The sequence below is a fragment of the Cohnella phaseoli genome, assembly GCF_003386235.1.
Classification (GTDB): Bacteria; Bacillota; Bacilli; order Paenibacillales; family Paenibacillaceae; genus Cohnella; species Cohnella phaseoli.
This window is the reverse complement of the sequence record NZ_QRDZ01000046.1, coordinates 1-15,473: the sequence shown is the minus strand read 5'-3', so window position 1 is coordinate 15,473 and position 15,473 is coordinate 1. Positions and strand designations below refer to the sequence as shown.

The following is a 15,473-nucleotide window of genomic DNA, read 5'->3' as shown; positions in this document are numbered from 1 at the left end:
TCGATGCCTCCTTATGCGAGCTTGTCCAGCAAGGAGAGATCGACGCCGACGAAGCTTGGAATAACCAGATCAGCCGCGCGGAGCAAGTCGGCCCTGCCGACGCCCACGCACTTCATGCGGGCGTTCTTGGCCGCTTCGATTCCTGCGACGGCATCCTCGAACACAATGCAACGGGAAGGCTCCACCCCCACCGCCTTGGCCCCTTCCAGGAAAACCTCGGGATCGGGCTTCGCTTTGGCGATTTTCGTCCCGTCGATGATTGCGTCGAAATAACCCTTGATCCGGAGCCTGTCCAGAATCAAATCCGCATTTTTGCTCGCCGAACCCAGCGCGACGCGAATGCCGGCCTTCCGCAGCGATTCCAGAAACGGCTTAACTCCTTCCAATAGCTCCTCTTCTCCGATTCGGGAAATCGACTCGACGTACCATTCGTTCTTGCGTTCGGCCATCCGGCCCTTCGCCTTCTCGTCTGCGACGACACATCCGACCTCGAGCACGATATCGAGCGACTCTCGGCGGCTGACGCCTTTGAGCCTTTCGTTGTCCTCTAACGTAAAAACGAAACCCAACTCGTCCGCCAACCGTTTCCAAGCTTGAAAATGGTACTTGGCGGTGTCGCAGATCACGCCGTCCAGATCAAACAGACAGGCTTGTATGTTCATCCCTCTCTCTTCCCTTCTAGATGACTTCCAATCCGTTGCGGTCGGGCAGAGGCTTGAAGGGCCGATGAGGCTCCGTCTGATACCAATAGGCGACCGTGGCAATATCGTCCTGCAGCGGTAAGAATCGTTTTCCGCTTCTCCATCCGAGCGCCTGCATCGTCACCTTCAACTCTGATTCAAAATAAATCGGATCCGGCACATGGAACCGGTACATGCCGAATCGTTGGTTGGCTCGATACAACCCGTCCGGCTTCAGCACCTGATGGAGGCCGTGATAGAGGTTGCTGAACTCTCCGTACTGCCCCTTCGGTTGTTCGAAATTCCAGGCCCCGCCGAAATAATCCTCGGTTCCGGTTCCGCAGATCGTCGGAAATTCCCGATCCCCGTCCATGTAAAATTTGACTTCCCCTTCGCCCCACCAATCGTTGCTGTTGACCTGCCATGCCGCGTAGGTGCCGACGTATTGCCCCTTGCCCTCGATGCCGTCCACGATCGTGTAAGGCGCCATGTAGCTAACGGGATTTTCCCGGCGGAACGAAGCATGAAAGTAAGCAGCGCTCTCGTCCACCTCGGTCAATACATAATCGATCTGGTAGAAAAACATCCGCTTATCGAAGCCGATGTTCTCGATGACGATTTTAGCCGATTTCCGGAAAGGCATCTGAAAGTAGCAGTTGAATCCCCCGGCAGGATTGACTGAGATCGGCATCGAGCTTACGTTGGCCCGCTCTCCCCACCCGTTGCAGTAGAAATCCCCAATCGGCGCTTCGACGGAGGGTTCCTTTTCCCCATCCCAATACATTCGCAGAATCAAGTGCCGCCACGCCTCCGGAAACGTCGTCATCCACATATGGTTGACGATGCCCGGGCCTTCGATCTCCGCGATCACCACTTGCTCCCCGGGTTCGATGTCGATGGATGGCCTGACCTTCCACCCTTGCCCGAGCTCCCTGGCCGGATGGGCCGCGTCGTTCGGATCGACGAGAGCCATGCCGCCCTTCCCGGGCTCTCCAGTGGGGTTTTCGGCCGTGATCGAACGGGATTTAGCCGACGTTAAACGATACAAATTGCCCAGCCCCGGATTAATCAATCCTTCCTCCCCCTCTCTTCAATAAGCTCCTTGACTTGCACTCCCTCATGGGTTGCCGCAACGCGATGCCATTTCCCCCGAACGCAGACGTTGTATTCGAGGGCCCGGATCGAATCGGGCAATCTAGGCTTGACGTCGAGCAGATCGGAATCGGCCAGCCCCCTGAATCCGCCCATCCCCAGGACGACAGCCTGCCAGATCCCTCCGCTATTGGCGATGTGGATGCCCTCCGCCGCCCCCTTGCGGCCTAGATCGAGCTCCAGACTTTTCTCCAGAAAGGCGTAAGCCTTATCCCTATCGTCGATTTCGTTGTACAGCAGCGAGTGGAAAATATACGACAACGACGAATCGTGCGTCGTGATCGGCTCATAATAGGCCAAACAGTTCCTTTTGGTTTCCTCATCGAATCTGTCGCGGAACAGGTAGAGCAGCGCGACGACGTCGGCTTGTTTAAGAGCTTTGCTTCGGTAGTTCCGCTCTTGGGATATAAACTGACCGAAAGGCTTGGAGCGGTCGGTCCATACGACGTCGAAATCCACATCAAGGAAATCCTCGAACCCGGCGCATTGCGCGACGAATTTACGCTCCGCATCTTCGCCAAACGCCAGTTGATTCGCGATCTCCGCGAACATCGTCCTCTCTTCGGCGGTCACGCCGAGCGGTGCTGTGCAGTCCGGCTCCCCCGCCGTTTTCACAAGCTCAAGAGTCTCCAACGTCTTCCTTAGAGAGAATTTGACCATATAATTCGTAAAAGCATTATCGTGCGTATACGGCAAATATTCGTCCGGGCCCATGACCCCCATCAGTCGGTACTCGCCGTCGATTCGATCGATCCGGCTTACCCAGTAACGCGCCGTTTCGACCATCATCTCCAAGCCAGGACCAAGCAGGAACTCCCGATCTCCCGTCGCCTCGCAGTAGTGAGCCAACCCGTAGACGACATCCGCGGTCACATGGATTTCCAGATCGGCATATTGCCAATTCGAGCATTGCTCCGTTCCGGTAACGCAAGATTCCCAAGGATACCTTGCTCCCGCATAGCCGTAGCGCCTTGCGTTTTCCCGGGCCCCTTGCAGCGTGCGATACCGGTACGCGATCAGTTTCTTGGCATATTCGGGCTGCGTGTAGATGTAGAAAGGAAGCAGGTAGATTTCCGTATCCCAGAAATAATGGCCGAAGTACGCTTCTCCGGCGTATCCCTTGGCGTCGATGGCAACCTTGTCGCTCTCGTTTGCCGACCGGAGCAGGTGGTAGATGCTAAATCTCAAGCTATTCTGAAGCTGCTCGTTCCCTTGGATGACAATATCCGAACGGTTCCATTTGTCCTTCCACAGTTTTTCGTGTACGGAAAAATCCGCCTCATCCGGCGCCGAAGCCCTGACGACCGCAGCCAAATGTTCTTCAATTCCCCCGCGATAGTCTTCGTCCGCGCTTGTAGCCACCCACACGTACTTGCGAATCGCCACCGTCTCTCCGGCCTTCAAGCCGACGCGAAACGTCTCGCGGATTCTGCCGTTTACGTCCATCGGCTCGAAGCGTGCCTCGCCCAGCGCGCCCCCGAAGCAACGGCTCGCCATGCCGATCCGTTGCTCCGAGTCCGTACTTGCGTATAGCTCCAAGCCGTCACGATAGGCTCCGCACCGATCCGTAATGTGCGAGTAACCATTCGTCGTGACGCCCGCGTCCATGAAGCTCTCGAACTCGAGCTCCGCGTTCGACGCCGAGCAAAGCTCGACTTCCTGCACGATCGTATGCTTGTGCTGAAGACTGCAATATCGACGGAACGTCACGGCAATATCGCCTTCCGGACTCCGCCAGACCAACGCTCTCGTAAGCAGGCCGTTCGAGAGATTCAGACTCCGCGAGAAATCTCCGTAATCCGACTCCTCCATATCCAGGCGTTCGCCGCCGCTATAGAGGTTGATGCCGATTCCATACGGCAAGTTCACGATTTCCTCCCCTAGAATCGGATGGACCCCGTATACACCCGGGACGTACAGCCCCCACTTGCTCTTCGGGTGTCGCGCTTTCTCCAAAGTTACGTTCGCGGGCAGCCTCCAATACAGATCGTTCTGCGTCGCTCCGGACAAATCTTCCTCGAACGTCGCCCGGAGGTTCAAATAACCGTTTCCCTGGGTATAAGCCCCCTCATAATGCTTGTTGTCTTCCCCCGAATATTTATTGTTGGTCAGCAGCCGTTCCATGGTCATGCTCCCCCTTGCGCCTCTACTTCCAGGTAACTGACTATCTCATGTAGAAGTCGTATCGCGAATACATTGTGCTTGAAGCTATGCGGTTGGCTTCCCTGGCCTCCATCCAGATTCAGCGTTGTGGCCAGAAAACGTCCCTTACCTTTGCGATACTCCAGCAAATAGTCGCCGGCGGCGAATTTCCTCGCGTCGTATCTCCGCACGATTGGGGTATAGGAGTAGCCGATTCTCTTCTCCGCTTCCAGCTTGTCGAAGTATCTGTCCGTCCCGACTCCGTAAAATTGCATGCCGGCATAGCCGAGATGCTTCAAATCCGCCGTTGCCGGGTGGTCGAACACCTTCTTGACGCTTTCCCGGTAGAAAGGATTGTAAGTCAACGGGAAGAAGCCTTCGCCTTTCTGAACGAAGAGGACTCCGATTCCCCGTTCCGCGGCCAAGCTCTCGATCTTTTCGTCGAAAGCCGTCGTCAGCAGAATGTCCCCTTCGCCGAGCTGGACGGCTTGTTCAGCCGCAGCCAATCTCTCGATCCGGAACAGGCTCTCGATTCCGGCGAAGCTCCCGGCAGGATCGAACAGATGGGCCCGCTTGGCGGTCAGCTCTCGCGGATACAACCAGAGGTCCCACTCGTTCGAATACTCCCCATCGGCATAAACCAGCTTAACGGAGAGCTCGCACCGAGCGACTTCGTTAACTGTCGGCAGCTTGATCGCTAATTGGGCGATCTGTCTGACCCGATGCTTGGGGGCGGAGAAAACGTCCCGGTGACGGAACAACACGCGATCCCCCTCGCGAAGCGTTACCTCGTATTCGCCCTCGAGCGGATCCGCGCCTCGATTGGATAACGTGATTCGCCCCGCGACCGTATCTTCGGAAAAGTAGTTGTACATGTCCTTGTTAAGAAAACGATCCGCCCCGTTGTCCCATATCCTAGTCAGATCCTTGTTGAACGAGAGAACGATGTCGCCGTTCACTTTGCGCAGGCTCTCGGGGTCGATCTTTGGATTCATCTTGTCGTCGAAGATGCCCGAGGTCGTGATCGGCACGTCTTTGATCGTCGTAATATTGTAGCCTTTGATTTCGTCGTAGCTCCGGGTCAGCTCCAGAATATGCTTGCGAATACTATGCATCTGTCGATAGCTCAGGTCCTGCAATTGGTTTGCCTCTTCGGCGATGCCGTATCGATCCAGGATGGCCTCCTGATGGTAGATCGGCTGATCGGAGCCGAAGCCCTTGTGGACCTGCCGCAACGGATTGACGCGTTCGTCTGAATCGACCCACCATGCGTTCGCGAAAGCCTCCCTGGTCTCGCGAGTCAGCCGGTACGTATCGGCGTCATTGTACTCTCCGAACAGCCAAGGCTTGATGTCTCTGTAGCTTCTCGTAAACTCGTTGATCAACCCGTCCAGATGGTAGAGCTCGGCATAGAAATGATAATCATAGATGTCCGAGCTGGAATTGCTTACGCCTTCGAAGCATTCCCCTGAGCCGCTGTTGTCGCAGATGATCATGGCGCGATCCTCGGCTTTGACCATGGCGTACAGAGCGTTCAGCGTATCGCCTTCGATCGTGGCGTCCAGCTCACAGCCCAAACTGACCAGCGACACCGAAGGGTAGTGCATGAACAGCTTTAGCATTTTCGGATACTGCTCGTAAATTCTCGGCAGCATCCTCTCGTTGGCGTATGGAAGCCATAGCGGCAGCTCCTGCCAAGTGACGATGCCCATCTCGTCGCACAGCTCGTAATAATAGGACGGCGGAAAATATAAACAATGCTTGACGGCGTTAAAGCCGGCGGCTTTCAGCTTGATCAGTTCGTCTTTGACTTCGTCGTAGGTCGGGTTCGGAGCGAACTTCTCGGGATAACAGCCCCAATGGATTACCCCTCTCATGTAAAACGGCTCTCCGTTTATCGCAATTTCTCCGTCCCGGACCTCGATCCTTCGGAAGCCGGCTTTGATTCGGTAGACGTCCGCGACATTTTCCCCATCCATCAACCGGACTTCGACTTCGTACAGGGACGGCGACGACGGGGACCAGACGCTAACGTTGTCCACGTCGACCGCTACCAGCTCTTCATGGGGGTGTCTCGTTACGGCAATGTTTCCGTCAGGATCCCTGACGGACACGGAGAGAACGAGCCCGCTCCGGACACCGCTGCCGGCCAGACGGCTTTCCGTGACAATCCGGCCATGCTCGGTATCGAACCGGCACCGGATTTCCTCGAAATACGCCCTTCCTTTGACCTCCAAAAAAACGTCCTTCCAGATGCCCCCGAAAGGAAGCATAACGTCCGGGATGAAGCCGAACAGGACGGAGCGGAAGAAGTACGGGCTTTCCTTGTCGAAATCGGGTTTAATCACCTTAACCGTTAACTCGTTTAATCCTTGCCGGACCAGTCCCGTCACATCTGCCGCGAATCCGTCCCAGATCCCTTCGTGGGAAACCGCCTCTACGCCGTTGCAGATGACTGCGCAAGCGTAACTTACGCCGTCGAAGCGCAGCACGTAGGAGGCTCCTTCCTCAACGTCATACAGTTCGAAGCTCCTCCGGTATTCGTACGGCCCGGGATAACCGCGGTCCTCCGCCACGCTCTCGACAACGCCCGGCACTTGAATCGGACGCCGCTTCGTATCGCCGTATCCGATCGTCCATTGACCGTTTAACTCGATGGTTCTCATTCTGCTCTCCCCTATCCTTTCACGCCTGAAGAGACGTTTACGTTAAGAATCTGCTTTTGCCCGAAGAAGAAGGCGACGATCGTCGGCAAAGTCATCAGGACGGTAATCGCCATAATCGAAGTAAAGTCCGTCGTATAGGCGCCCTTAAACAAGGACAGTCCGATCGGAAGCGTGAATTTGTCCGAATTCGAGATGTACACCAGCGGACCGAGATAATCGTTCCAAACGACGATCATATACATAATGGCCGCCAAGGCGAGCTGGGGCTTCATCAACGGGAGGAAAATCCTCGCGAAGATCTGCCAATCGTTCGCTCCGTCCAGGTAAGCCGATTCTTCGAAGTCATGGGGAATGCCGCGCAGAAATTGACGCATCAGGAAGATGTAGAAGGCGCCGCCGAAAAAAGCGGGAACGATCAAAGGAAGCAAAGTATCCAGCCAGCCGAACCAATTGAACTGCATGTAGAGAGGTATTACGAGCACGTCCCAGGGCACCATCATCGTCGACAGAAGCAGGAGAAAGAAAAATTCCCTTCCCTTGAAGTTGTACCGCGAGAATCCGTAAGCGACGATCGCGCTGGAGAGAGTCATTCCGCAGACCGATAACGTCGTTACAATAACGGAGTTGCCTAAATAGCGGCTGAACGGCTGCGCTTGCCAAGCCTCCGCGAAATTATCGAATCGCCATTCGTTCGGAAGAAACTTCGGAGGGTAAGCGCCGGCTTCCGCCGCCGACCGTACCGCTGTGAGAAACGCCCAGAGGAGCGGAAAAATAAAAGCGACCGATAGAAGCGCCAGCAGCGCGTAGATGCCGATTTTCACCGTTTTTTGGCTCATCTGGATCACCTCCTATACTTCGTAATAAGTCCATTTCTTGGAGAGATAGAGCACTCCGCCGGTAAGAGCGAGAATAATCAGGAACATGACCCAGGCGCTGGCGGCCGCGTAGCCGAGCTGGAATTTCTTGAACGCATTCTCGTACACGAACAGCGCGTACAAATAAGTCGACTTGAGCGGCCCGCCATTCGTCAGGTTCATTACCACGGTCAATTGCTGGAAAGAAGCGATAATCGCCATAATCAGGTTATAGACGATCGTCGGACTGAGCAGCGGCATCGTAATCGTCCTGAACCTGGTGAAGCCTGTTGCCCCATCGATCATTGCGGCTTCGTTCACTTGGGACGGGATCGCTTTGATTCCGCTCAGAAAAACCATCATCATAGCTCCCTGCGCCCAGATGGTCGTCAGCACGACCGCCCACAGCGCTGCTCCCGGGCTTCTGAGCCACGGCACGGCATCCAGTCCGACCGCGGTCAGCAGATGATTAAGAATGCCCTTGTCCTTCAAGATCCAGGTCCAGATCAGCGCGAGCGCGACTCCCGAGATGATGCTCGGCAAGTAAAACACGGTCTTGAAGAAACCCGCTCCCCGGCGGATCGCGCTCAGAAGGAGCGCCAGCACCAACGCGATTCCGACGTTAAGCGGAACGAGAAGGGCCGAATATTTGAAGGTCACGTTTAACGAATGGGCGAAGTTATCGTCTTGGAACAGCTTCGAAAAGTTGCCGAATCCGACGAACGTTTTCCCCCCCATGATGTTCCAATCGTGGACGCTCATGAATAAAGAGAAGAGCAGCGGAAAAAGCGTGAACACGAACAGTCCGACGAGAAAAGGGGAGATGAATAGATAGGGAACGATCTTGCGTCTGCCCTTGAGTTGCATCGCGATACCTCCGTTCTGGCCTCGATAACGAGAGATGGCCGCCCTTGCGGGAACGCCGGGCAGCCATCTTTCACACTCATACAGGCGGTATTGTTATTTCATGATGCCTTCGACTTTGCTTTGCGTTTCGTCCAAGATCGCCCCGATATCGGCTTTGTCCTGGGCGAACACCGCTTCTAGAGCCGCTGCCAGCTCCGCGCTGACCTCGGGCCATTTCGCGGTTTTGACCAGCGACGGCCTCTTCGAGACGGAACGCTCCAACATGGTGTAGAACGGTTTGATCTGGGCGTCTTCCAAGTAGCCGAGGTCCTTCGCTACCGCTTCGCGAACCGGCATTTCAATCTGACCCAGCTGTTTGACGGAATCGTAGGACGTATAGTACTTAATGAATTCCCATGCCGCTTCGGCGTTCTTGCTGCTGTTCGTGACGGACAGGAAGGAGGCGTGAACGACGCTCATGCTCGTGCCGTCCTTGAAGCCTGGCATCGGAGCGATGCCCAGATCGACGCCGGCATCCCTAATGGAAGGAATGAACCATTTGCCCATCTCGCCGAAAGCATATTTGCCCGAGCCCATCGCTTGTCCGAAATCGTCCGAAAGATTGGCAGCGTAGGCGGCTTTATCTTTGTAGATCAAATCGTGCATAAATTGGAACGCTTCCTTGTTTGCTTCGCTGTTAACGACGGGAGCGCCGTTGTCGTCGATCCACTCTCCGCCGTTGGACCACAAGATCGATTCGAACGCATAAGGATCCGGATTGTAATAGAAGTACAAGCCCATCACGTCGTCCTTCGTCGTCGCCTTGGCAGCCTCCCTCAAATCCTCCATCGTCCAGTCTTCTCCGACCGTTACGCCCGCCGCATCGGTCAACGCTTTGTTATAGTGGAGGGCTCGGGTCGAAAAGCCGATCGGCATGCCGTAAATCTTGCCGTCCATGTTGGCGTAGTTGAACAACGTCTCGTAAAAATCCTTCTTGTCTTCGAGTGCGTTAATCTTGTCGTCAAGCGGAACTAGGCTCTGATAGTAAGCCGGGAAGTTCCACATTTTTACGACGTCCGGCGCGTTCTTCGCTCCAAGCGCGGCCGTCAGCTTCTGGTCGAAGGCCGTACCGTAGGTTTCCAGCTTGACTTCGATTTTGTCCTGCGACTCGTTGAAGCTTCTGACGATATCCTCCTGAACCGCAACGGCGGGACCCGAATCTCCCGTAGCATAGCGGATCTTGATCTTCTCGCCCGATGCGTTCCCGCCCGGCGAAGCCGTTCCGGAAGCCGACGGAGCGGCGTTATCCCCGCCGTTGCCGCATGCTGCCAAAGCTCCCATCAGCAGTGCCGATGCCAGAGATAGCGATGCGATTTTATAAACTCGATTGTTCATTGTGCATTTCCCCCTCTAATCTCGCGATAGTAGTGTTCCCTTGCGTTGCTTCCCCATTATAAAAAAACGCGAGCCCCTAAAAGGCTACACGTTTTTGGTTTCTACTCTATTTTTTTGTGGTTTGCCGCTCATATTCGGTCGGCGTCAGCCCCGTGACTTGCCGGAATACCTTAAAGAAGTAATTGTACTGGTTAAATCCGACGCGGCCGTAGATTTCTTTGAGCCTGTATTTGCCCGTCTCGATCAACCGTTTGGCTTTGTCGATTCGGTATCCGCTTAGAAATTCCGTAAAGTTGTGCGACGTATCGGCCTTAAACACTTTGCTCAAATATGTGTGATGAACGCCAAGCTCGTCGGCAACGTCCTGCAGGGAAATCGCCTTCGCGTAATCCCTTTCGATGATTTCGATCGCCCGAATCGTATGCTTATTGTAATTCCGTTCCTGCATCCGCTTATGTTCCAGCGCGGCGTTGGCAATCGCTTCGTAGAAATCGAGAATAATCCGCTTCATCTCTTCGATCGTCTCCGCCGCATGAACTTCCTGGTACAGCAAGTTAAAGCTATATTCCTCCTGCAGCTTAAGAAGCTCCCGGCTTTTGATCGCCTTGAAACCCGCGTTCAGGAGATCGACCAGATGCAATTGAATGATCTGAAGCGGAATCTTCCCCTCGGAGAAGCGTTGGAACAACCCCTCGATCGTATCCCGATAGCCCGTGCTTCCTTCGGTCAATTCCCCGTAAATCTCGTCCTGATTAATCGGAATCCGCGCCGAAGAGCCGTTCCCGGCTCCCACCGGCTTGGAGAGGGTCCGTTGAGCGTCGAATACTTTGCCAGTTCCTTCGAACAGCTTGTTGTCCAACATGTCCAGACACTTACGGTACGATGCGGGAATGTCCGCGATATCCGAGCATAATCCGCCAATGCCGACCGAAAGCTTGATATTTAGCATTTTGCCGAGCGTAGAGATCAGCCGTCCGCAGTATTCGTACGTAGCGCTGTAGATGAATAAATGGCTCTTCACGTGCGGGTAAGAAAGAATCAGCGCATATCGCCCTTCCTCCGCTCGCACAATTTCTTTCTCGGGCACTTTGGCAAGCACGCGTTCCATGAGATCATGAACCGAGCTCAAGAAAATGGACTTATCCTTGTCCTCGAAGCCTTCGACCGTCTTGCGGTAACCGTCGATCTCGCAGGCGACAACGATCGCGCTCCCCAGTCGAAGGTGAATGCCGTGTTTGTCCATCCTCTCCCGAGCCTCGTCCGCCTGAATCTCACCCTTGAGCAGAAGCGTTAGCAATTGATTCTTCAGTGCTTGCCGGCTTTCCGCAGCAAGCCCTTCATCCGGAGAAGGCGACGTCCGGTCCTTATTCTCTCTGATTGCATGAACCCGGGCTATGGCTTCCATCAGCGCTTTCGTCAAGCTCTCCTCGTTCAACGCATGCTTTAAGATATAGTCGATGCTGCCCTCTTTAAAGCTCATCTTGACGTAATGAAAGTCCTCGTAGCTGCTGACGGCGATCAATTGAACATCCGGCTCGGCTTCCTTGATTCTTCGTATAAGCTCGATCCCGTCCACCTTCGGCATTCTCATATCCGTAATGAGAATGTCCGCCTTTTCTCGCTTCAGAAACTCCAGCGCCTGTTCCGCCTGCGTAAATTCCCCGGCCACCTGAACGTCTTCGAGCCGGATCAGCTGCTTGAGTCTCGTCAGCGCGAGCACGTCGTCGTCGACGAGTACGATGCGGATCATGGTGTGTCCTCCCTCCGGTACGGGATACGGATGTGTACGGTCGTAGACTCGTGGGGAATGCTCTCGATCCGGATTCCGTATGCTTCGCCGAAACGGGCTTTGATGCGCCGATCCGTGTTGGAAATCCCAATGCCGCTGAACCCGATCCCTTCCTGCGGATCGAAGCCTTGGCCGTTGTCGTAGATCGTAATCTCGATATCCTGCCCGTTTCTGAACGCTTTAATATAGATGAGTCCGTTTTTGTCTTCGTCGCTGGCTTCGATGCCGTGAATAATCGCGTTCTCGACGATCGGCTGAAGCATAAATTTCGGAATCTCGGCATCCTTCGCTTCCTCGTCGACGTCGACCACGCATTCGATTTCTTTGACCGACTTGTAGCGGTAAATTTCCAAGTAATGCTCAACATAGGCGATCTCCGTCTCTAGCGTCGTCTCGCTCGTCCCCTTCGCCATGCTGATATTCAGCAATTCCATCAACGCTCCGACCAACCGGTCGATATTCGTGACTCGTTGAATATACGCAAGGTTTTTGATCGTATTTAGTGTGTTGAACAGAAAATGCAAATTGATCTGTCCTTGAAGGGCCCGAATTTCAAGGTCCAGCTTTTCTTTTTCCTTCGCCTTGACGTCTTCCAGAAGCTGTCGGATGCTGCGTGTCATTTCGTTGAAGGATTCCGCGACCGCGCTGAATTCATCGTTGCTGCGAATGACAAGCGTCCGTTCCAGGTCCCCTGCGCTGAACCTCTGCATCGCATTGCTGACTTTGGCGACGTTACGTCCGATATAGTTCGATACGAAAAAAACGATCACGAGCAGCAATCCGAACAGCAAACATGTAATGTACAAAATATCGGCGAACTTGCTCTTGATGTTAGCCAGAATATCTTCCATCGGCACCGCCACCTGAACCGTCAGGTAGCCGGAAGCGACGTTCTGGCGAATGGCCAGCCACTCCTTGCCCTGCTCATCCTTCACCAAATGCTTGCCCCCGGCCTCCGATTTCTCGAATAATTTCGCGATCGTTTCGTTAGGCGATTCCTCGGAGTAACCGGAAGTGTACAGGGCTTGGCCTTGAGCGTTTCTAACGGTAACGATGGCGTTTTTGAGAAAAATGCCCTCGTACGTTTCCTGAAGCGCTCCGGAAGAAATGCTGATCATGGAATAACCGATATTTTTCCCGTAATAGGAAAGCGCGCGATAGAACATGATTTCTTTGACGTTTTGTCCTTTGTCGTAATAGGGCAGAACGAGAAGTTCGTCGGGACTTTGCGCCAGCAAACGGTCGATTCCTTCCTCCCTCAGATAAGGGTACCCTCTGCGGATGCCCCTGCCGTAAAAATCCCCGCGGTCGTTGCCCAACTCAATCGCTTGGATAGACAAGCTTCCGGAATACACGCTGTCGATATAGCTGTTCAGCTTCTTGTTCGCTTGCGAATTCAAGAAGGGGTCTTTCCACTTATTGCCGAGTCCCCTGTCCACGTTCGCGTTGTTGACAGACAACAGCCGACTTTGGTAATCGATCCCCGCGATCGTCTTGCCGATCTCCCGGTTCCGTTCGTTCAGGAGAAGCTCGGTCGACTGCAGAATCGTGTCCGTGATCAGGTTCCGGGAATGCGCATACCAGATCGCGGAGATTGTGACCGACGCCAGAAGAAGGATCGCGATCAAGGATATAAAAAGCTTGTATTTGAAATTGATGCGCATGGCGTTCACCCCAGAATGTCCGAAGCGCGGGCAGAATTAGGATATATAGACAGGCCTATATTATGCTCATAAGCATAGGCGCGACCTCATGACGTGTCAACTTGCCTTAGCGAAATCTTGCCTTACCGCTTTACCTGGAAGCCCTACTGTGCTACACTAACTCATACTTACAGGAAATGGAGGGGTTACGTGTGGTAGACTTCATCCGAGTTAGATCCTTGCGCGGCTAATTGAATAGCGCTTAAGGCTCTGCCTGCGTGCAGAGGACTCTGGATAAGTCTGTCCTATAACCCTTTTATAACGGCGAACGGAACGGATATGTGCGGAACGGATGATGGATGGCGAACGGTGATCGCCATCTGTTTTTCGGGCATGTTCGTTTGTATTGCGCCGTTGGTATAGGTATGGTCCATTCGGAACCTCTATCGTCATACGACCGCACAGGCAGAGAGATGTCTGTGTTTTTTGTTGCGTTTTTTTACGAAGGGATACGAAAATGGAGGAATTAATATATGGAACGAATAGAACAAACGAGAGATAAAGCGATCGCGGTCGGAGTTCAACTGAACCAGGCGCCCGGCTTCCGCGCTTCGATGGAGGAATTGCGCAGCTTGGCCGACGCCTGCGAGCTGGAGGTTGTCGGAGAGGTAACGCAAAAAGCGGAAAAGATCATCACCGGAACCTATATGGGAAGCGGCAAGATTGAGGAATTAAAAGAAGCAATGACGGCCAATCAGGCCGGTATCGCTATCTTCAACGACGAGCTGTCTCCCTCGCAAATTCGCAATCTCGAGGCGCAGTTGGACTGCCGAGTCATCGACAGGACGCTGCTTATCCTCGATATTTTCGCCAGCAGGGCCCAGACCCGGGAAGCCAAGCTTCAAGTCGAAGTCGCCAGACTGCAGTACATGCTGCCGCGTCTGATCGGGCTGCGCGAATCGCTCGGCCGCCAAGGCGGCGGGTCGGGCTTGAAAAACCGGGGCGCGGGCGAAACGAAACTGGAGCTGGACCGCAGACGCATCGAGGACCGCATCTCTGCGCTGCAGGACGACCTAGAGAAGCTGGTGGCCAGGCGCCAAGTCCAACGAAACCAGCGGCGCAAAAACGAAATTCCCGTCGTTTGCCTAGTCGGCTACACAAATGCGGGGAAATCCAGCTTGATGAACGCGGTCATTCGGAAGGTCGATCCCGGCTCGGACAAGGAAGTGCTGGCCAAGGATATGCTGTTCGCCACGCTGGAGACTTCGGTGCGCAGCATCGCGCTGCCGAATCGGCGCTCGTTTCTGCTTGCCGACACGGTCGGCTTTGTCAGCCAGCTGCCCCACCATCTGGTCAAAGCGTTCCGCTCCACGCTCGAAGAAGTAACGGAAGCCGATCTGCTGCTGCACGTCGTCGACTGTTCCGATCCGGAGATGGCCAAGCGAATCGAAGTGACGAACGAGACGCTGCGCGAGCTCGGAGCCGGGGACATTCCGTCGTTGTATGTCTATAACAAAGCGGACTTGGCGGAAGGACAAAGCTATCCCGAAGAGGCCGACGGCGGCATCTACTTGTCGGCGTGGAAAGGCGTCGGGATCGACGAGCTCGTCAGCCTGATCGGCAAACGGATTTTCACGGACGACAAAACCTGCGAGGTGCTGATCCCGTTCGCTCAGGGAAGACTCGTTTCCTACTTCAAAGAGAATGCGGTCATCCACGCCATGAGCCACGAGGAGAACGGAACCCGGCTGGAAATGACCTGCCGGCAGGCCGATTACGACAAGTATCAAGACCTGTTCGCCGCTGTGGAACAAGCTTAGTCTTTGCTGATTCCGAGCGAATAAGTACGCGGGGCGGCCTTATTCGTTACGCCCGAGTCGACCCCGGGCGGATAAGTACGCGAGGCGGCCTTATTCCTTACGCCCGAGTCGATTTCGGGCGGATAAGTACGCGGGGCGGCCTTATTCGTTACGCCCGAGTCGATTCCGGGCGGTTAAGTACGCGGGGCGGCCTTATTCCTTTCGCCTGAGCCGATTTCGGGCGGTTAAGTACGCGGGGCGGCCTTATTCCTTACGCCCGAGTCGATTCCGGGCGGATAAGTACGCGAGGCGGCCTTATTCCTTACGCCCGAGTCGATTCCGGGCGGTTAAGTACGCGGGGCGGCCTTATTCCTTACGCCCGAGTCGACCCCGATGCAAAAAAAGATGAGGCTGTCTCAAAAGTAAGTTCTAGCTCACTTTTAGAACAGCTCGCTTGAAAAAAAGGTGCCTAATTGAAAAATGACGGCGTTAAGGGTGCTAACCCTG

Annotated in this window: 10 protein-coding genes; 1 reads left to right on the top strand and 9 read right to left on the bottom strand. The window is 54.5% G+C overall.

Going from position 1 to position 15,473, the window contains the following annotated elements; all coding sequences use genetic code 11:
- Positions 1–11: 11 nt before the first annotated feature.
- The 9 genes from pgmB to DFP98_RS35315 all read right to left on the bottom strand — a co-directional run bounded on the left by pgmB (position 12) and on the right by DFP98_RS35315 (position 13,188).
- Entirely contained in the window at positions 12–662 is a 651-nt protein-coding gene (gene pgmB / locus DFP98_RS35355; RefSeq protein WP_116065349.1) for a beta-phosphoglucomutase, read from the bottom strand.
- 16 nt (positions 663–678) lie between these two features.
- Positions 679–1,752: a glycoside hydrolase family 172 protein gene (locus DFP98_RS35350; protein ID WP_246017055.1), complete on the bottom strand. Its 1,074-nt coding sequence runs from the start codon at positions 1,750–1,752 to the stop codon at positions 679–681.
- On the bottom strand, positions 1,749–3,956 hold the full coding sequence (locus DFP98_RS35345; protein ID WP_181918143.1) for a glycosyl hydrolase family 65 domain-containing protein: 2,208 nt from the start codon (positions 3,954–3,956) through the stop codon (positions 1,749–1,751). The genes DFP98_RS35350 and DFP98_RS35345 overlap by 4 nt, the downstream gene beginning before the upstream one ends.
- Positions 3,957–3,958: 2 nt before the next feature.
- Positions 3,959–6,640: a glycoside hydrolase family 2 protein gene (locus tag DFP98_RS35340; protein WP_116065347.1), complete on the bottom strand. Its 2,682-nt coding sequence runs from the start codon at positions 6,638–6,640 to the stop codon at positions 3,959–3,961.
- Positions 6,641–6,651: 11 nt separating this feature from the next.
- On the bottom strand, positions 6,652–7,476 hold the full coding sequence (locus DFP98_RS35335; protein ID WP_209072823.1) for a carbohydrate ABC transporter permease: 825 nt from the start codon (positions 7,474–7,476) through the stop codon (positions 6,652–6,654).
- Between the two features lie 12 nt (positions 7,477–7,488).
- Positions 7,489–8,361 carry a carbohydrate ABC transporter permease gene (locus DFP98_RS35330; RefSeq protein WP_116065346.1) on the bottom strand — a complete coding sequence of 291 codons (873 nt, stop codon included), beginning with the start codon at positions 8,359–8,361 and terminating at the stop codon, positions 7,489–7,491.
- A gap of 93 nt (positions 8,362–8,454) precedes the next feature.
- Positions 8,455–9,735, bottom strand: coding sequence for an ABC transporter substrate-binding protein (locus tag DFP98_RS35325; protein WP_116065345.1), 1,281 nt, complete (start codon positions 9,733–9,735; stop codon positions 8,455–8,457).
- Between the two features lie 106 nt (positions 9,736–9,841).
- Positions 9,842–11,485 carry a response regulator gene (locus tag DFP98_RS35320; protein WP_116065344.1) on the bottom strand — a complete coding sequence of 548 codons (1,644 nt, stop codon included), beginning with the start codon at positions 11,483–11,485 and terminating at the stop codon, positions 9,842–9,844.
- Positions 11,482–13,188 carry a sensor histidine kinase gene (locus tag DFP98_RS35315; RefSeq protein ID WP_116065343.1) on the bottom strand — a complete coding sequence of 569 codons (1,707 nt, stop codon included), beginning with the start codon at positions 13,186–13,188 and terminating at the stop codon, positions 11,482–11,484. Before DFP98_RS35315 ends, DFP98_RS35320 begins: the two co-directional genes overlap by 4 nt.
- A gap of 512 nt (positions 13,189–13,700) precedes the next feature.
- Between DFP98_RS35315 and hflX the strand changes: the two genes are divergently transcribed.
- Positions 13,701–14,987: a GTPase HflX gene (gene hflX / locus DFP98_RS35310; RefSeq protein ID WP_425455575.1), complete on the top strand. Its 1,287-nt coding sequence runs from the start codon at positions 13,701–13,703 to the stop codon at positions 14,985–14,987.
- Positions 14,988–15,473 lie beyond the last annotated feature (486 nt).

Excerpts from the sequence above, each read along its gene's own strand:
- DFP98_RS35320 (WP_116065344.1), bottom strand. The coding sequence starts at position 11,485 with ATGATCCGCATCGTACTCGTCGACGACGACGTGCTCGCGCTGACGAGA.
- DFP98_RS35340 (WP_116065347.1), bottom strand. The coding sequence starts at position 6,640 with ATGAGAACCATCGAGTTAAACGGTCAATGGACGATCGGATACGGCGAT.
- DFP98_RS35325 (WP_116065345.1), bottom strand. The coding sequence starts at position 9,735 with ATGAACAATCGAGTTTATAAAATCGCATCGCTATCTCTGGCATCGGCA.
- pgmB (WP_116065349.1), bottom strand. The coding sequence starts at position 662 with ATGAACATACAAGCCTGTCTGTTTGATCTGGACGGCGTGATCTGCGAC.
- DFP98_RS35330 (WP_116065346.1), bottom strand. The coding sequence starts at position 8,361 with ATGCAACTCAAGGGCAGACGCAAGATCGTTCCCTATCTATTCATCTCC.
- DFP98_RS35315 (WP_116065343.1), bottom strand. The coding sequence starts at position 13,188 with ATGCGCATCAATTTCAAATACAAGCTTTTTATATCCTTGATCGCGATC.
- DFP98_RS35345 (WP_181918143.1), bottom strand. The coding sequence starts at position 3,956 with ATGGAACGGCTGCTGACCAACAATAAATATTCGGGGGAAGACAACAAG.
- DFP98_RS35335 (WP_209072823.1), bottom strand. The coding sequence starts at position 7,476 with ATGAGCCAAAAAACGGTGAAAATCGGCATCTACGCGCTGCTGGCGCTT.
- hflX (WP_425455575.1), top strand. The coding sequence starts at position 13,701 with ATGGAACGAATAGAACAAACGAGAGATAAAGCGATCGCGGTCGGAGTT.